This window comes from Mycobacterium sp. KBS0706, from assembly GCF_005938675.2.
Lineage (GTDB): Bacteria > Pseudomonadota > Alphaproteobacteria > DSM-16000 > Inquilinaceae > Inquilinus.
This window is the reverse complement of record NZ_VCCH02000045.1, coordinates 36578-54183: the sequence shown is the minus strand read 5'-3', so window position 1 is coordinate 54183 and position 17606 is coordinate 36578. Positions and strand designations below refer to the sequence as shown.

Here is a 17606-nt window from a genome sequence, read left to right as displayed (position 1 = left end):
GGGCGCTGAGCGCCAATCGAGTCATGGAGGACGTCCGGCGCTGAGCGCCGCTGTGGCAGCGAAGCCGGGCCGACATGTCATGTCGCCCGGATGCACGATCGGCGACGGCGTGGGCCGACATCTCTTCTCCGTCGGCGGGTCCGCCCACGACCAGTCACGATCGACAGGATTCCAACTGGTATACAAAATGTAATATGTCTGAACCCACCCGGCCGCGCAACAGATTTGCGACCGGGTTCGAAAGGGTCACGCCGTCCGGGTGATTTCGGGCGGTGTCGCCTCGCCTGCCACCAGGGCTTCGGCCATGCCGCGGGCGATCTCGCGCTCGCCCATGATCACGGCGTCGGCGCCGAGGCTGCTGAGATGCTCGACCTCGGCATCGGAATGCGCCCGGGCGATGATGGCGATGCCCGGGTTGGCGGCGCGGGCCTGGGCGACGATCTGGCCGGCCTCGAAGGCGTTCGGGACGGCGACGGCCAGCTGCCGGGCCCCAGGCAGGTTGGCCAGCGCCAGCACCTCCGGCGCCGCGGCGTTGCCGATGATGGTCTCGATCCCGGCCTCGCGCAGCCGGGCCAGCGGCTGGTCGGCGTCCTCGATCACCAGGAAGGGCCGGCCCGCGGCCTGCAGCGATGCACCGATCAGGCTGCCGACGCGGCCGTAGCCGACCAGCACGACATGATCCATGAGCGCGGTCGGCAGCGCCGGCTCGTCCAGCGTGGCCGGCTCGGCCGCGGGCGGTGCGGCGGGCGCGGGTGCGGCCTCGGCCGATGGCGCCTCCTCGGCGGGGATGGCCGGGCCGCCGGCCGGAACCGGGACCGGCGCAAAACGCTCCAGCAGCGGCCGCAGCCGGCCGAAGGCGTTGAACACCACGGGGTTCAGCAGGATCGACAGGATCGCGCCGCCCAGGATCAGGTCCCGTCCCGCCTCCGGGAGCAGCTGCAGCTTCACCCCGAGCTCGGCCAGGATGAAGGAGAACTCGCCGATCTGCGCCAGGCTGGCGGAGATCAGCAGCGCCGTCGACACCGGATGCTTGAAGATGCGGACGATGACGAAGGCGGCGACCGACTTGCCGATGACGATGATGAACACCACCGCCAGCAGCGGCAGCGGGTCGCGCCACAGGCTGGTCGGGTCGAACAGCATGCCGACCGAGACGAAGAACAGCACTGCGAAGGCGTCGCGCAGCGGCAGCGTCTCCTGCGCCGCGGCGTGGCTCAGCTCCGACTCGCTCAGCACCATGCCGGCGAAGAAGGCGCCGAGCGCCAGGGAGACGCCGAACAGCTTGGCCGAGCCGAAGGCGACGCCGAGCGCGATCGCCAGCACCGCCAGCCGGAACAGCTCGCGCGATCCGGTGTGAGCGACGTAGTGCAGCACCCAGGGGATCACCCGCCGGCCGACGATCAGCATCAGCGCGACGAAGGCGGCGACCTTGAGCAGGGTCAGCGCCAGGATGCCGCCGACGCCGAGGTCGAGGCCGAGGGAGACCGCGAGCGGATCGGAGCCGAGGTCGACGTCGCCATTGACCAGCCCGGCCAGCGCCGGCAGCAGCACCAGCGCCAGCACCATCGCCAGGTCCTCGACGATCAGCCAGCCGACGGCGATGCGGCCGCGCTCGGTCTCCACCAGCCGGCGCTCCTGCAGCGCCCGCAGCAGCACCACGGTCGAGGCGACCGACAAGGCGAGGCCGAAGACCAGGCCGGCCGGGATGGTCCAGCCGAGCATCAGCGCCAGGCCGAGGCCGAGCGCGGTGGCGAAGGCGATCTGGACCACGGCGCCGGGCACCGCGATCGCCCGCACCGACAGCAGGTCCTTCAGCGAGAAGTGCAGCCCGACGCCGAACATCAGCAGGATGACGCCGATCTCCGCCAGCTCCGGCGCCAGCGCCTGGTCGGCGACGAAGCCCGGCGTGTGCGGCCCGACCAGGATGCCGGCCAGCAGGTAGCCGACCAGCGGCGGCGCCTTGATCCGGTTGGCGAGGGCGCCGAAGACGAAGGCCAGGCCGAGGCCGGCGACGATGGTGGCGATCAGGGGGGTGTCGTGCGGCATGGATGCGCCTCGGCCTCCGGAGCAGAGATGGTCGGGGATGCATCGGCTGGGCCGACACGGTGTCCATCATTTATGAACGATGGGGCCGACCACAACCTTTGATCTGCGATCCGGCGAGATTTTCCGCCGGCTCCGGCTGAAGGAGCGGAGCGACTTGTCAGACAGCCGCCGGGCGACGATTGTAGCGCGGGTCCGGACTCGGCGATGCCCGCGCGGCCACCGTCCGGGCTGCCTCAGATGATTCGACACCCGCCGCCGCGAACCCGTTCGGGAGGATGGAAGATGAAATACCTGCACACCATGGTCCGCGTCACCGACCTGGAGCAGTCGCTGCACTTCTACCGCGACCTGCTGGGCCTAAAGGAGACCCGCCGCAGCGAGAACGAGAAGGGCCGCTACACGCTGGTCTTCCTGGCCCCGCCCGGACAGGACGACGCGCCGGTCGAGCTGACCTACAACTGGGACCCCGAGGTCTACACCGGCGGCCGCAACTTCGGCCACCTGGCCTATGAGGTCGACGACATCTACGACTTCTGCGACCGGCTGCAGAAGGCCGGCGTGACCATCAACCGGCCGCCGCGCGACGGCCGCATGGCCTTCGTCCGCTCGCCCGACAACATCTCGATCGAGATCCTGCAGAAGGGCGGCGCCAAGCCGCCGGCCGAGCCCTGGCTGTCGATGCCGAACACCGGCGCCTGGTAAGAGACCGCCTGTAAATGCACCTGGCGTGGCCGTCTGACGGCGGTGTATCCGCTTCCGGTGCTCACGCACCAATGTGCGCTGGGCTCCGGTTCTCGAAACCACCGCCAGCCGACTCACGCCAGCGCATTTCCAAACGATCTCTGAGATGATGAGGGGGCGAACGAGCCTCATGACGACACTGCGTCTGGCCGCGCTGGCGGTTGCCACACTGCTCGCGGCTTGTGCCGGCCCGGCCGTCCCCTCCCCCTCCGTCGTTGCCGCGGCGGACACGCCGCTGCGCTGGAAGGCGCTGCTGGTCGCGGCCGACGACGCCGAGCCGGTGTTCGACAACGGCGTCGACGCGCTGCGGCGCAGCCTGCTGTCCTTCGGCGTGGCGCCGGCCGACATCGCCGTGCTCAAGGCCGATGCGCGGCAGGCGGATGCGATCGCGACCAAGGCGAATTTCGACCGCGCCATGACCGGCCTGGCCGGCCCCGCCGGGACCGGCTGCTTCGTCTATCTCACCTCGCACGGCGTCGAGGGCCGCGGATTGTTCGCCGCCGCCGACGATGCGGTGATCCCGCCCGCCTATCTGGCCCAGGCCCTGGACGGCGCCTGCGCCGGCCGGCCGACCGTCCTGGTCACCTCCGGCTGCTACTCCGGGATCTACACCGACACACCGGCGCTGACGACGCCGGACCGCATCGTGCTGACCGCGGCCCGGGCCGACCGGCCGTCCTTCGGCTGCGGCCGCGGCGACCGCTACACCTATTACGACCAGTGCTTCCTCGACTCGCTGAAGCGAGGGGCAGCCTGGACCGCGATCGCGGCGGACATCTCCGGCTGCGTCGCCCGGCGCGAACGGACGAAGCATTTCCAGCCCTCGCAGCCGCAATCTGCCTTCGGCCGCGATGTCGCCGGCCTGACGGCGTTCTGAGGCCGAGGCCGGACCATGCCCCGCAGCGCATGACGTCAGACGCCTTCGTAGACAAGCCTCGTGAAGAAATCGGGCCCGATCACGAACTGGCCCCATTTGGCATCGTAGGCGGCGGTCGGCTTGGCTGCGACGATGTCCTCGAGCGGCCGGCCTTGCCGTTTCATCGCCGCGACGTTTTCCCGGATGGCGACGAGCATGTCGCGATAGGCCTGGAACTCGGACCGGTTGCTGACAGGCTGGCCGTGGCCCGGGATGATGATCGTCTTGTCGGTCGTCGCGGCCAGGGTGGCCTCGGCGCCGCGGATCGTCCCGTCGATGCTGCCGCCGGTCGAATAGTCGATGAAGGGATAGATCCCGTTCCAGTAGATGTCAGCGGCGTGGACGATATCGGCCTCGGCGAAGGTGACGGAAATGTCGCTGTCGGTGTGGGCCGGCCCGTAATACTTCAGCGCAAGCGTCGAATGATTCACCTGTACGGTGTGATCCGTGGCGAAGACGTCGACGGGGATGGCGCCCGGCGGCGATGCGGGAAAGTCGAAGCTCCAATCCTCGACCCGCTGAGCCGAGAGCAAGTGCTTGCGCGTGTTCTCATGCGCCAGGATCGCCGCGCCTTCGGAATGCAGCCATTCATTGCCGTCGGCATGGTCGAAGTGCCAATGGGTGTTGATCAGATGCGTGATCGGCTCGGGCCCGAGGCTGGCAAGGGCTTTGGTGATCTGCGGGCGGGACGCGGTGATGCCGGCATCGACCAGAAGCTTGCCGTCCGGGCCGGTGAGCACGGCGATATTGCCGCCGGAGCCTTCGAGCACGCTGACATTGCCGCGCAGGCGATGGATCTGGATCGGCGCCGTGGCCGCCGATGTGCGGATCATGTCCACAATCCCGCGGGCCTCGGCGAAGACCTGGCGCGGGGTCAGCCAGCCGCCGCCGGCGGCGAAGGCGGCCGAGCCGGCGCAGCACAGGCAGAAGCCGCGACGCGACAAGGCAAGGTGATGGGGCCGGGTCATGGCCGGCCGATCTTCCGGTCGAGGAAGTCGTGGATCAGGGGGAAGATCTCGTCGGCCTTGTCCTCCAGGGCGAAATGGCCGGTGTCGAACAGGTGGAACTCCAGGTCCGGCAGGTCGCGCTTGTAGGGATGGGCGCCATCGGCGGGGAAGATCTTGTCGTTCTGGCCCCAGACGATCAGCGTCGGCGGCTTGTGCTCGCGGAAGAAGGCCTGGAACCGGGGATAGAGCGGGACGTTGCTGCCGTAGTCCCGGAACAGGTCGAGCTGGATGTCCTTGTTCCCCGGCCGGTCCAGCAGCGCTTGGTCGTGGACCCAGTTGTCGGGGGAGATTCGCGAGACTTCGCGCACACCGTCGGTGTACTGGAACTTCGTCGTCTCCGGCGCCACCAGGAAGGCCAGCGCCTCGCGATGCGCCGCCGAGCCGTCCGCCCAATAGGCCTTGATCGGATCCCAGAACTCCTTGAGGCCCTCCTCATAGGCGTTGCCGTTCTGGACGATCAGCGCGCTGACCCGCTCGGGGTGCTTCAGCGCCAAGCGGTAGCCGACCGGCGCACCGTAATCCATCACATACATGGCATAGCGCCGAATGCCGAGTTGCCCGAGCAGCCCGTCGACCACGTCGGCGTAGCGGGCGAATGTGTAGGCGAATTCCCTGTGATCGGGCATGGCGCTCTGCCCGAAGCCGGGATAGTCCGGCGCGATCACCCGGTAGCGGTCGGCGAGCACGGGGATCAGGTTGCGGAACATGTGCGATGAGGTCGGGAATCCGTGCAGCAGCAGCACGACCGGCGCGTCGGCCGGACCGGCCTCACGGTAGAAGATGTCCACGCCCTCCACGGTCGCCGTGCGGTGGTGGGTGACGGCCGGTCCGGTCGCTGACATCTCGATCTTCCTCATTCTGGCGGAGTTGCAGGGGCGCGGCCGCCCTCTCGCTGCACAAGGCTACGGCTTTGTCCCGGCTGCCAGAACGCCTATCCTCCGAAAGCCCTTCTTTCGCCAGCCGCAAGGACAATGGATCGACTCGACGCCATGCGCGTGTTCGTCGCCAGCCTCGATGAAGGCAGCCTCGCCGGCGCGGGACGCCGGCTGGGCCGGTCACCGGCGGCGGTCACCCGCGCGATCGCCTTTCTCGAACGCCAGCTCGGCGTCCAGTTGCTGCATCGGAGCACCCGCGGCCTGCGGCTGACCGATGCCGGCGAACGCTATGCCGCGGCCTGCCGGCGCATGCTGACCGACCTCGAAGAAGCCGACCTGTCGGTGGCCGGCGCACAAACCGTGCCGCGCGGCCCGTTGACGATCACGGCGCCGGTGATGTTCGGGACCCATATCCTGCGCCCGATCGTCGGCGCGTTCCTGAAAGCCCACCCCGACGTCCAGATCCGCCTCCTGCTGCTGGACCAGATGATCAACCTGATCGACGAGGGTGTGGATGTGGCCCTCCGGATCGCGGCCTTGCCGGATTCGACGATGATCGCGCTGCATGTCGGCGATGTCAGACGCGTGCTCTGCGCCTCGCCGGACTACCTCGCGAACAGGCCCCCGATCACCGCTCCGGCCGACCTGTCGGACCACGACTGTATCGCGATCGCTCAGCTGAGCCCGAATGAGATCTGGAGCTTCCCGCCCGCGCCCGGACAGCGGATGAACCGGAACGTGCGGGTGCGCCCGCGCCTGACCGTGAATGCGGATCAGGCCGCAGTCGACGCTGCCGTCGATGGCGAAGGCGTGCTCCGCATCATGTCGTATAAGATCGATCAGCATGTCCGGGAGGGTCGCCTCGTCATCCTGCTGCCGGAAGACGAGCTGCCGCCGCTGCCGGCCCATCTCGTCATTCCGGAAGGCCGACTGGCCAGCGCCAAGGTCAGGGCCTTCGTGGATTTCGCCGCAACCAGGCTCCGCTCCGAATTCGTCAGGATGGACCAGCCCTAGCCCGCCACCGGCCGCCGCATGAACAGGCGCGGGATGATGTCGATGCCCTTGGCGGCGATCATGTCGCGGATCGCGGCGAGGCCGGGGCCGAGGGCCTCGTCCGGCATCGGCACGAAGCCGAGCCGGGCGTAATAGGGCGCGTTCCAGGGCACGTCGCGGAAGGTCGACAGGGTCAGCTCCGGCAGCCCGCGGTCGCGGGCGATGGCGTCGAGCCGTTCGATCAGCGCCGCCCCGAGGCCGCGGCGGGCATGGTCGGGATGGACGTCCAGCTCCTCGATGTGCAGGGTGCCGTCGATCTCGCCGAACAGGACGAAGCCGACCGGCCGGTCGGCGGCGTCGGCCACGACCAGCAGCCGCCCTTCCCGCGCCCGCAACAGCACCTCCTGCCGCTCCGCCGGGTCGAGCGCCGCGATCGTCGGCAGGCCGACGCCGCGGAACTGCGATGCCGCCGCGACCTCGATGGCGCGGACCGTCTCGACCTCGTCGGGGCGGCCCGGGCGGATGCGGTAGGGCCCAGCCGCCGCCGTCATGCGCTCAGTTCGGCCCGTGGCTTGCCATCCGCCGCGGCCTCGCCGGCATAGGTGCCGGCGGCCAGCGCCAGATGGCGGTGCAGCAACGCCGCCGCCCATTCGATGTCGCCGGCCTCGAGCGCGTCGAGGATCGCCAGGTGCTCGCGGCAGGACTGCTCGACCCGGCCCTGCGGCAGCTGCACGAAATCGGCGTATTCCTGCATCCGGCGCAGGGCGTTCTGCTGCCGCACCGCCTGCAGGAAGAAGCGGTTGCCGGACGAGGCGGCCAGCATCTCGTGGAAGGCGGTGTTGACCCGGAACCACTCGTCGGTGCCGACGCCGCCGGCGGCGCGGGCCATGATGTCCTCATGCGCCCGGCGCAGCTGCAGCAGCCGGTCGCGGTCGACGCGGAAGCCCGGCTGCCGCAACGCCGCGCATTCCACCACCATGCGGAACTGGTAGCTCTCGTTGACCGCCTCGTCGGTCTCCAGGCTGTCGACGAAGCGCCAGCCATGGCCGCGCTGGCGCTGCACCAGCCCTTCGGCGGCGAAGCGCATCAGCACCTTGCGCACCACGCCGCGCGAGGCGCCGTAGCGCGGGATCAGCTCGGCCTCCGACACCTCCTGCGGCAGGCGGCCATTGGCCCGGTCGGTCATGATCGCGGCGTAGACCTCTTCGCCCTCCGAGCGCGGGATCAGCCCGGCGATCTCGTTGCCCTCCGGCCGGCGCAGCACGACGAAGCCGCGGCCGGACGCCGCCTCCAGCACGCCTTGCGCCACCAGGAGGTCGAGCGCGCCGCGGATCGGCGAGCGCGACACGCCGAGCGTGCGGGCCAGAGCCTGCTCCGACACCCGCATGCCGGGCACCCAGCCCTCGTCGCGCATGCGCTCGACGATCTGCCGGGCCAGTTCCAATTGCAGCGGGCTCGCCCGCTCCGCCGCTTCAGCCGCTGACACGCTCTGCTCCACGCTGTCCTGCCCTCTCATGATAGCGATCGCGCGACGCGGGGAAAGGGCGTGCGGCGAGCGTGTAAAATTCTTTCGACTTCGCAGCATGCCTTAAAAACATGTTTTTCGTCTCCATAAAGTGCATTACGGTGTGACCATCCGATGACACACGGGTCTGCCGATCATGACGCCCTTCCCCTTCGTCGACATCCACGGCACGCCGCGCGAACGCGGCCGGCAATATGGCGCCGCCGCGGCCGACCGCACCCGCAAGAGCGTCGAGGTCTATGCCCGGCAGCTGCGCGACCTCGGCTATGACTGGGCGCAGATCCGCGGCTTCGTCGGCGACTTCCTGCCGAAGATGGACGCCTTCGCGCCCGAGCTGATCGAGGAGATGCGCGGCATCGCCGAGGGCGCCGAGCTGGACTTCGAGGCGGTGGCGCTGATCAACTGCCGCACCGAGGTGATGCAGCTGGCGCATCGCCGGAAGGGGATGGCCGAGGACGACCCGGACGGCTGCACCGGCGCCGTGATCATGGGGTCGGCCAGCGCCGACGGCCAGTTGATCCACGGCCAGAACTGGGACTGGCGGGCGGAATGCGCCGAGACCGCGATCGTGCTGCGGGTGCGGCGCGAGGACGGGCCGGACGTGCTGACCTTCACCGAGGCCGGCGGCCTGGCCCGCAACGGGCTGAACTCGGTCGGCACCGCGATCACGGCGAACTACCTGGAATCCGACCGCGACTACAAGCTGGAGGTCGGGGTGCCGCTGCCGCTGATCCGGCGCAAGGCGCTGGAGCAGGAGCATTTCGCCCTGTCGATGCGGATCGTGGCGACGACGGCGAAATCCGCCTCGAACAACATGATCCTGAGCAATGCCGGCGGCTTCGCCATCGACTTCGAATGCGCGCCGGACGAGACCTTCCCGCTGTATCCGGAGGACGGGCTGCTGGTGCATGCCAACCACTGGCGCAGCCCGGTGGCGCTGACGAAGCTGAAGGAAGCCGGCATCCCGAGCTCGCCCGAGAGCTACTACCGCGACTGGCGGGTGCAGCAGCACCTCGAGGCCAGGCGCGGCCAGCTGACCGCCGAGGACATGAAGGCCGCCTTCTTCGACGATTTCGGCACGCCCTACGCCGTCTGCCGGCCGCCGCGGCCGTCGTCGCGCGCGAACCTGTCGGCCACCGTGGCGATGGTGATCATGCGCCCGGCCGAGGGGGTCATGGAGGTGGCGCCGCTGCCTGCCCTGAACCGGACCTTCACCACCTATTCGCTCGACCTCTCCCGCCGGACCAAAAACGCGGCCTGAACGCGGTCCGGCCTGTTGCAACGCCTCAACACAGGGAGGCCCTGTTGACCCGTCTTTCCCTTCTTGCGCTCGCGGCGGCGCTCGCCTCGACCATCCCGGCCTGGGCGGCGCCGGCTGCCGACACCATCCGCGTGGCGCTGAACGGCGACCTGCGCAGCACCGATCCCGGCACCAAGCGCGACGACAACACCGATGCGGTGATCCTGCACATCGTCGAGGGCCTGGTCGCCTATCGCGAGGACGCCTCGGTCGGGCCTATGCTGGCCGACACGATCGCCGTCTCCGACGACGGCAAGACCTACACCTTCACGCTGCGCGACGGCATCAAGTTCCAGAACGGCGCGCCGATGACCTCGGCCGAGGTGGTGTGGAGCTGGAAGCGCTGGCTGGACCCCAAGACCGAATGGCGCTGCCTGCCGGAGTTCGACGGCCGCGGCAAGACCAAGATCGAGGCAGTCGAGGCGCAGGACCCGAAGACCGTGGTGTTCAAGCTGAACGCGCCGAGCGCGCTGTTCCTGGCCACCATGGCCCGGACCGACTGCGCCGAGGGCGCCGTGATCCATCCGGATTCGGTCGGCCCGGACGGCAAGTGGATCGCGCCGATCGGCACCGGCCCCTACAAGCTGGAGAAGTGGGAGCCGGCGCAGTATGTGCTGCTGAAGCGCTTCGCCGACTACGCCTCGCGCGGCGGCGAGCGCGACGGCTATACCGGCGGCAAGCAGGCCCTGGCTGAGACCGTGCGCTTCAACATCATCGGCGACCCGGCGGCGGCGAAGACGGCGCTGTTGTCCGGCGACATCGACGTGGTGCCGGATGTCAGCATCGCCGACAAGCAGGAGCTCGACGGCCAGAAGGGCGTGCGCACCGAGTTCGCGCAGGCCCTGTCGATGAACGCCATCCTGTTCCAGACCCGCGACCCGCTGCTGAAGGATGTCCGCATCCGCCGGGCGCTGGCGCTGGCGATCGACGGCAACCAGATCGCCCAGGCGCTGACCCAGGGCACCTCGCCGGCGAACCCGTCGGTGATGCCGAGCGCCAGCCCCTACTACACCGATGTCGAGCGCCAGGGCTACGCGCCGGACATCGAGAAGGCGAAGGCGCTGCTGGCCGAGGCCGGCTACACCGACCAGCCGATCAAGATGCTGGTCAACCGCAAGATCCAGAGCGTCTACGACACCGCGATCCTGGCCCAGGCGCTGGCGCAGCAGGCCGGGATCAATATCGAGCTGGAGGTGCTGGACTGGGGCGCGCAGCTGGACCGCTACACCAGCGGCGACTACCAGACCATGTCATTCAGCTATTCCGCCCGGATGGACCCGGCGCTGAGCTACGAGATGATGTCCGGCCCGAAGGACAAGCAGCCGCGCAAGGTGTGGGAGAACCCCGAGGCGTTGAAGCTGATCCAGGACGCGATGGTGACCAGCGACCCGAAGCAGCGCCAGGCGATCTTCGACAAGCTGCACCAGATGCAGATCGAAGACGTGCCGCTGATCGTGACCTATAACGGGGCCGATATCGCCGCGGTGTCCGACCGGCTCGAGGGCTACAAGCCCTGGTCGGCGTCGAAGCCGCGGCTGTGGAACGTGGCGATCAAGAACTGAACCGGTCCGCTCGGGGGAGGCCGCGATGCTTCGCTTCCTGCTGCAACGCCTGGGCATGGCGGTGCCGACGCTGCTGGTCGTCGCCATCATCGTCTTCGCCATGATCCGGCTGATCCCGGGCGACCCGGTGACGCTGATGCTGGGCGACATGGCGGATCCGTCCGCCGTCGCCGACCTGCGCCGGTCGCTCGGCCTCGACCAGCCGATCCCGGTGCAGTTCCTGTACTGGCTCGGCAACGCGCTGTCGGGCGATTTCGGCCATTCGATCAGCACCGGCCAGTCAGTGCTGCCGCTGATCCTGGACCGGTTCTCGGTCAGCGCCAGCATCGTCCTGGTCGCGGTCGCCCTGGCCAGCCTGGTGGCCGTGCCCGCCGGCATGATCGCCGCCTGGCGCCAGGACAGCCCGCTGGACCTGGCCGTGATCTCCGGCGCCACGCTGCTGCTGTCGATCCCGAGCTTCTGGCTGGGCCTCTTGCTGCTGCTGCTGCTCGGGCTGAAGCTGCAATGGCTGCCGGTGATCGGCTACGTGCCCTTCGGCGAGGATGCCGGCGCCGCCCTGGTCTACATGATCATGCCGGTGGCGACGCTGGTGCTGGTCGAGACCGGGGTGATCATCCGCATGGCGCGGGCCAGCACGATCGAGGTGATGCGGCTGGAATACATCACCCACGCCCGGGCCAAGGGCCTGTCCGAGGGCGCGGTGCTGTGGCGCCACGCCTTCCGCACCGCCTTCGCTCCGACCTGGACGCTGATCGGGCTGATGCTGGGCAACCTCCTGGGCGGCATCGCCGTGGTCGAGACCGTGTTCACCATCCCCGGCCTCGGCCGCCTGCTGGTCGATTCGATCTATGCCCGCGACTATCCGGTGGTGCAGGGCTGCCTGCTGTTCGTCGCCGGCATCTATGTCGTGGTCAACCTGATCGTCGACCTCCTGTATCCCCTGTTCGACCCGCGGGTGACGGCATGAGCGTGCAGGCCCACTCCACCGCAGCCGCCGGCCCGCGGCGGCGAATCCGCGCCAATGCGGCGATCGGCGGGCTGATCATCGGCGTGCTGGTCGCGACCGCCCTGCTGAGCGCGGTGTGGACGCCCTACGACCCGCTGAAGATCGACATCCTGTCGCGGTTCAAGCCGCCCTCGGCCGCGCATTGGCTGGGCACCGACGAGTTCGGCCGCGACGTGCTGAGCCGGGCGATGAGCGGCGCCGCCACCAGCGCCTGGATCAGCCTCTTGACCGTCGCCACCGCGGTCACCGGCGGCACCCTGGTCGGGGTCCTGACCGGCTACATGCGCGGCTGGGTCGACCGCATCATCATGGTGTTCAACGACGCCCTGCTGGCCTTTCCCGGCATCCTGCTGGCGCTCGGCATCATGGCGGTGCTCGGCGCCAACAAATACGGCATCATCCTGGCCCTCGGCCTCGCCTACATGCCCTCGGTCGTCCGCGTGGTGCGCGGCACGGTGCTGTCGATTCGCGGCCGCGAATATGTCGAGGCGTCGCAGATCATGGGCAATTCCGAGCTGTTCACCATGGCCCGGCACGTGCTGCCGAACTGCATCGCGCCGCTGACCGTGCTGGCCACCAGCATGTTCGGCTGGGTGCTGCTGTCGGAGAGCGCGCTCAGCTTCCTGGGCCTCGGCGTGCCGCCGCCGGCCGCCACCTGGGGCAACATGCTGGCCGCCGCCCGGCCCTATATCGGCACCGCGCCCTGGCTCGGCATCTTCCCCGGCCTGTGCATCTCCCTCACCCTGCTCGGCATCAACCTGTTCGGCGACGCCATCCGCGACCGCCTCGACCCCAGGATGCAGCGATGAGCCCCCTCCTCTCGGTCGAGCACCTGACCATTCGCGCCGGCGACAGCGGGCCGCTGGTGGTCGACGACCTCAGCTTCGCCCTGCCGGCCGGCGAGATGCTGGCGCTGGTCGGCGAATCCGGCAGCGGCAAGACCATGGCGGCGCGCGCCGTGCTGGACCTGCTGCCGCCGCCGATGCAGCGGATCGCGGGCCGGGTCCGCTTCGACGGCCAGGACCTGGCGGCGCTGCCGCCCAAGGGCCTGCGCAAGATCCGCGGTGCCCGCATCGGCATGGTGTTCCAGGAGCCGATGGTGTCGCTGAACCCGGCGATGCCGATCAGCCGGCAGATGGCCGAGGCGCTGAAGCTGCATCTGCGCCTGGACGATGCCGAGATCCGGCGCCGCAGCCTGGCGATGCTGGAGCGGATCCGCATCGCCGACCCGGAGCGCTGCCTGTCGGCCTATCCGCACGAATTCTCCGGCGGCATGCGGCAGCGGATCATGCTGGCCTCGGTGATGCTGACCAAGCCGGCCCTGCTGATCGCCGACGAGCCGACCACGGCGCTGGACACGCTGGTGGCGCGCGAGGTGCTGGACCTGATGGTCGAGCTGACCCGCGAGAACGGCACCGCCGTGCTGATGATCAGCCACGACCTGGCGATGGTGGCCCGCTACGCTCGCCATGTGGTGGTGCTGCAGCACGGCCGTGCCGTCGATGGTGGCCCGACCGAGCAGGTGCTGCTGAGCCCGCGCGACGACTACACCCGCAAGCTCCTGGACGCGCTGCCGAAGCGCGGCACGGCGCGGCCGCCGGTCGACCAGACGGCCCCGCTGATCGCGGTCGAGGACGTCACCATCGACCATGCCGGCCGGCAGCGGCTGTTCTCGCGCACCCCGCCGAAGCGGGCGGTGGACGGGGTCAGCCTGGCGATCCATCCGGGCGAGACGGTCGCGCTGGTCGGCGGCAGCGGCAGCGGCAAGACCACGCTGGGCCGCGCCATCGTCGGCCTGCTGAAGCCCAGCGCCGGCCGCATCCGGTTCCGCGGCCAGGACGTGCATGGCGCCCGCCAGGACGCCGCGGCACGGGACCATCGGCTGAACTGCCAGATGATCTTCCAGGACCCCTACTCCTCGCTCGACCCGCGGATGAAGATCGGCCCGATCGTGTCAGAGCCGCTGCGGCTGGCGCCGGAGATGACGCCGAAGCAGAAGGCGGACCGGCTGGCCGAGACCCTGGCCGATTGCGGCCTGTCGCGGGACCATGCCGGGCGCTATCCGCACCAGCTGTCGGGCGGGCAGCGGCAGCGCGTGGCGATCGCCCGCGCCATCATCCGCCGTCCGGCCTTCGTCATCGCCGACGAGCCGGTCTCGGCGCTCGACATGACGGTGCAGAAGCAGATCCTGGAGCTGTTCCGGGCGCTGCAGGAGCGCTACGGCTTCGCCTGCCTGTTCGTGTCGCACGACCTCGGCGCGGTCGAGCAGGTGGCCGACCGGGTGGCGGTGATGCAGTCAGGCCAAATCGTCGAGACGGGGCCGCGCGACACGGTGTTCGACCATCCGCAGCACGACTACACCCGCGAGCTCCTGGCTGCGGCCCCGGCCCTGCACCGGCTGAACGGCGGCGGCTTCGAGCTGAAGGGACGGCGCATCGCGGCGGCATAGGGGCGCCCTTCCCCTTTTAGCCGTCGTTCCCGCGAAAGCGGGAATCTCTTGCCGGTCGAGGCGCGATGAGATTCCCGCTTCCGCGGGGATGACGAGTTTTGTGCTGCAGATATGCGTCGTCGATACGGCCGTTCCCATTCCCGGCCCGATCCCGCATTCTCGCGGCCGGAAACGTTCGGGAGGGCGAGTTGGCCGGGATCGAAGGAGGTTGCCGTTGCGGCGCCGTGCGCTGGCGCCTCGACGCCGAGAACCTGCCTCTGACCTATGCCTGCCATTGCCTGGACTGCCAGACCTGGTGCGGCAGCGCCTTCAGCCAGCAGGCGATCGTGGCGCAGGATCGGTTCGCCTGCACCGGCCCGGTCGGCCGGTTCGACCTGCCGAGCGCCAACGGCTGCCGGGTCTCGCACCAGGTCGCCTGCCCGGCCTGCTTCACCCGGGTCTGCAACACCAACAGCTCGCGCCCGGGCCTGGTCGTGATCCGGGCCGGCACCTTCGACGACAGCCACCGCCTGTCCGTCGTCGCCCATATGTGGACGAAGCGGAAGCAGCCCTGGCTGACGATCGACCCGCAGGTTCCCGCCTGGCCGGAGGGGGCGCCCGATGCAGGGGAGTTCTTCCGGCTGATCGGCGCGCCGCTGCCGGCCGCGGGCTGAGTCCGGGAGACGCCGAAAGCAAATGAGTCCCCCCTCCCCTCGCGGGAGGGGGGCAGGGGGAGGGGGTTTTCGCCGCACGAACCGGCCGGTGCCCTGGCATCTCGAACCTGACAGCCGGACTGTTCCCTACGCATTCGCGCGCGGACGCGCGCAGCCTCTCCCCCCTGTCCCCTCCCGCAAGGGGAGGGGGAGAATTAAAAGCTTAGGCCGAGTGGAGCCGCCCTAATGCGTTTTGGCCTTCCAGACGTTGTCGGTGCGGTCCGCGTCCGGCAGCTTGTGGTCGGGGTCGAGGATCACCTGCGCCACCGTCTTGCCGGGGTCGGTCGTCACCGTCGTCGCCGCCTGGCGGATGAAGCTTTCGGCGGGCAGGCGATAGTCGCGGTGACTGCCGTCGGTGAAATCGACGCGCAGGGTCGCGGGGATGATGAGCTTGTCCTTGGCCTCGACGGTGATCACCGTGCCTTCGGCTGCATCGCCCGGCTCGACCTTGTCGATGGCGAGATCGAGCGACCAGTTGTGGTCGTACCAGCCGCGCCACCACCAGGACAGGTCCTCGCCGGCGGCACTCTCCATGAACCGGAAGAAGTCGGCCGGTTTGGGATGCTTGAAGGCCCAGGCGGCGATGAACGCGCGGAAGGCGGCGTCGAAGCGCTCGGGCCCGAGGATCTGCTCGCGCAGCAGCACGAGCCCGAAGGCCGATTTGAAGTAGGTGACCGGGTGGCGGTACTTCTCGATGATGGTGTCGGCGCGCGACAGGATGACCGGCGCGTCGGGGTCCTTCAGCACGGCGAGGATCTCGTCGGCCGGATTGCCGCCGCCCGGCGCATATTCGCTGTCGCGCTTGGGGGCGTATTCGCCCTGGTTGAACTCGTCCGACTGGTAGACGTCGATGAAGGTGTTGAAGCCCTCGTCCATCCAGGCGTCGCGGCGCTCGTCGAAGCCGACGATCATCGGGAACCAGGTGTGGCCGATCTCATGCGCGGTGATCCAGAACAGGGTCTTGCCCGCGTCGCCGATGCCATCGAACAGCAGGCCCGGATACTCCATGCCGGAGATGTTGTCGGGCCCCGCGACATTGACCGCCACCGGCCAGGGATAAGGATACCAGCGGGCGGAGAACCGCTCGACCGAATCCTTCAGATACTCGGTCGACCGGCCCCAGCGGTCGGCCCCCTGGCTCTCGGCCGGATAGAACGACATGGCCAGTGCCGATTTGCCGTCCGGCAGGTTGATGCGGGCCGCGTCCCAGGCGAAGGCCGGCGAGATCGACAGCGCCACGTCGCGCGTCTGCTTCATCGCGAAATGCCAGGTCAGCGTGCCGTCCGGCTTCGGCCGCGTCGCGGCGGCGCCGATCTCCTGCGGGCCGATGATCGCCACCGTCGCGTCGCTGGTCCGGGCCTTGTCGAGCCGGGCGCGCTGGTCCCCGGTCAAGACCGCATCGGGATTCGTCAATTCGCCGGAGCCGGCGACGATCATGCTGCTCGGCACCGTGATCGCGTAGTCGAAATCGCCGTATTCCAGGTAGAATTCCTGGGCCAGGAAGGGCAGCGTGTCCCAGCCGCGGATGTCATCATAGACCTGCATGCGCGGATACCATTGGGCGAGGCTGTAGATCGGGCCGTCCTTGGCCTTGCCCCAGCCCATGCGGCCGCCCCATTCCTCGCCCGGAATGGTGAAATGGTAGCGGATGTGGAGCTTGAGCTGGCCTCCCTTCGGCGCCAATGGCTGGCTGAGCTGGATGCGCCCGCGGGTGTCGCTGACCAGGACGGAGGCCGGCGTGGTCTTGCCATCGCGCTCGATCGCGACGTCGTCGAGCACGAAACCGTCGGAGGAGCCCTTGTCCGGCTTGCCGGCGGCGAAGACGCCGCGGCTGTCCGGCCGGTACATGTTCTGGTCGAGCTGCAGCCACAGCTCGCCGAGCGCGTCCGGGCTGTTGTTGGTGTAGGCGATCACCTCCTCGCCGCTCAGCGAGGGGGATTTCGGGTCGAGCGTCGCCTGGATCCGGTAATCGGCGCGGTTCTGCCAATACTCCGGACCGGGCGCGCCGTTGCCCGACCGATAGGTGTTGACCGCCTGCCCCATCTCCCGCGGCGCGAAGGTCTCGCGCGGCTGGTATTCCGCCGCCAGCGCCGGGGCGGCGACGAGCAGGACGGCAAGGGTCGGGCGAAGCGACACGATGACGGGACGAGACAGGCGGCTGATCCGCTGCATGGCTTTCCGCTCCGTTGCAATGACCACCCCAGGCGCGCCGTCGCGGACCGTCGTCGTTTCGACGGTGACCTGGCCGATGCTGTCGCGCGCGATCCAGGAAGGAGTTCGTGAGTCCGATGGACTCGCTTAGAGCATGATTCGCGCGGCTCGCGCATCCACTGGATCAGCGGGACGAGAATATTGAATTCGCGCTAATATTAATGGGCTTTAGTGCCCCGCTTCTTTTCCGTCATGGCGAGGCGCGAAGCGCCGTGGCCATCCAGGGGGCGGTGCTGCTGGATGGCCACGCCCCTTCCGGGCTCGCCATGACGGGTCAATATTT

15 protein-coding genes are annotated in these 17606 nt (G+C 69.1%); 9 read left to right on the top strand and 6 right to left on the bottom strand.

What is annotated here, in order from left to right; genetic code table 11:
• Window positions 1-246: 246 nt before the first annotated feature.
• Window positions 247-2046 carry a cation:proton antiporter gene (locus FFK22_RS23285; RefSeq protein ID WP_138890603.1) on the bottom strand — a complete coding sequence of 600 codons (1800 nt, stop codon included), beginning with the start codon at window positions 2044-2046 and terminating at the stop codon, window positions 247-249.
• 282 nt (window positions 2047-2328) lie between these two features.
• Here FFK22_RS23285 and FFK22_RS23280 point away from each other — a divergent pair, with 282 nt between their 5' ends.
• Together FFK22_RS23280 and FFK22_RS23275 are read left to right on the top strand one after the other, a co-directional pair.
• Window positions 2329-2748: a VOC family protein gene (locus tag FFK22_RS23280; RefSeq protein WP_138890602.1), complete on the top strand. Its 420-nt coding sequence runs from the start codon at window positions 2329-2331 to the stop codon at window positions 2746-2748.
• A 169-nt stretch (window positions 2749-2917) separates the two neighbouring features.
• The gene (locus FFK22_RS23275; protein WP_186002610.1) at window positions 2918-3664 is read left to right on the top strand and encodes a C13 family peptidase; all 747 of its coding nucleotides are present in this window, start codon (window positions 2918-2920) and stop codon (window positions 3662-3664) included.
• A 35-nt stretch (window positions 3665-3699) separates the two neighbouring features.
• Here the strand turns inward: FFK22_RS23275 and FFK22_RS23270 are convergent, their stop codons facing one another.
• Together FFK22_RS23270 and FFK22_RS23265 are read right to left on the bottom strand one after the other, a co-directional pair.
• Entirely contained in the window at window positions 3700-4671 is a 972-nt protein-coding gene (locus tag FFK22_RS23270; protein WP_138890600.1) for an MBL fold metallo-hydrolase, read from the bottom strand.
• A complete protein-coding gene (locus FFK22_RS23265; RefSeq protein ID WP_221938792.1) occupies window positions 4668-5552 on the bottom strand; it encodes an alpha/beta fold hydrolase in 885 nt (294 codons plus the stop codon). Before FFK22_RS23265 ends, FFK22_RS23270 begins: the two co-directional genes overlap by 4 nt.
• A gap of 129 nt (window positions 5553-5681) precedes the next feature.
• Here FFK22_RS23265 and FFK22_RS23260 point away from each other — a divergent pair, with 129 nt between their 5' ends.
• Window positions 5682-6599, top strand: coding sequence for a LysR family transcriptional regulator (locus FFK22_RS23260; protein ID WP_138890598.1), 918 nt, complete (start codon window positions 5682-5684; stop codon window positions 6597-6599).
• On the opposite strand, the gene FFK22_RS23255 is transcribed toward FFK22_RS23260, so the two are convergent.
• A complete protein-coding gene (locus FFK22_RS23255; protein ID WP_138890597.1) occupies window positions 6596-7129 on the bottom strand; it encodes a GNAT family N-acetyltransferase in 534 nt (177 codons plus the stop codon). The genes FFK22_RS23260 and FFK22_RS23255 overlap by 4 nt on opposite strands.
• Window positions 7126-8064: a GntR family transcriptional regulator gene (locus tag FFK22_RS23250; protein WP_186002609.1), complete on the bottom strand. Its 939-nt coding sequence runs from the start codon at window positions 8062-8064 to the stop codon at window positions 7126-7128. Before FFK22_RS23250 ends, FFK22_RS23255 begins: the two co-directional genes overlap by 4 nt.
• A 175-nt stretch (window positions 8065-8239) precedes the next feature.
• Here FFK22_RS23250 and FFK22_RS23245 point away from each other — a divergent pair, with 175 nt between their 5' ends.
• From FFK22_RS23245 to FFK22_RS23220, 6 genes are all read left to right on the top strand, one after another.
• Window positions 8240-9364: a C45 family peptidase gene (locus FFK22_RS23245; protein WP_186002608.1), complete on the top strand. Its 1125-nt coding sequence runs from the start codon at window positions 8240-8242 to the stop codon at window positions 9362-9364.
• Between the two features lie 44 nt (window positions 9365-9408).
• Window positions 9409-10965, top strand: a complete 1557-nt coding sequence (locus tag FFK22_RS23240) for an ABC transporter substrate-binding protein (protein WP_186002607.1) — start codon at window positions 9409-9411, stop codon at window positions 10963-10965.
• Window positions 10966-10990: 25 nt separating this feature from the next.
• Window positions 10991-11932 (top strand): ABC transporter permease, encoded by a 942-nt coding sequence (locus FFK22_RS23235; RefSeq protein ID WP_138890594.1) that lies wholly within the window; start codon window positions 10991-10993, stop codon window positions 11930-11932.
• Window positions 11929-12780, top strand: a complete 852-nt coding sequence (locus FFK22_RS23230) for an ABC transporter permease (protein WP_138890593.1) — start codon at window positions 11929-11931, stop codon at window positions 12778-12780. The genes FFK22_RS23235 and FFK22_RS23230 overlap by 4 nt, the downstream gene beginning before the upstream one ends.
• The gene (locus tag FFK22_RS23225; RefSeq protein ID WP_138890592.1) at window positions 12777-14420 is read left to right on the top strand and encodes an ABC transporter ATP-binding protein; all 1644 of its coding nucleotides are present in this window, start codon (window positions 12777-12779) and stop codon (window positions 14418-14420) included. Before FFK22_RS23230 ends, FFK22_RS23225 begins: the two co-directional genes overlap by 4 nt.
• A gap of 188 nt (window positions 14421-14608) precedes the next feature.
• Complete coding sequence (locus FFK22_RS23220; protein WP_138890591.1) at window positions 14609-15073, top strand: GFA family protein; 465 nt, start codon at window positions 14609-14611, stop codon at window positions 15071-15073.
• A gap of 222 nt (window positions 15074-15295) precedes the next feature.
• Here the strand turns inward: FFK22_RS23220 and FFK22_RS23215 are convergent, their stop codons facing one another.
• A complete protein-coding gene (locus tag FFK22_RS23215) occupies window positions 15296-17284 on the bottom strand; it encodes a M1 family metallopeptidase (protein WP_138890590.1) in 1989 nt (662 codons plus the stop codon).
• Window positions 17285-17606 lie beyond the last annotated feature (322 nt).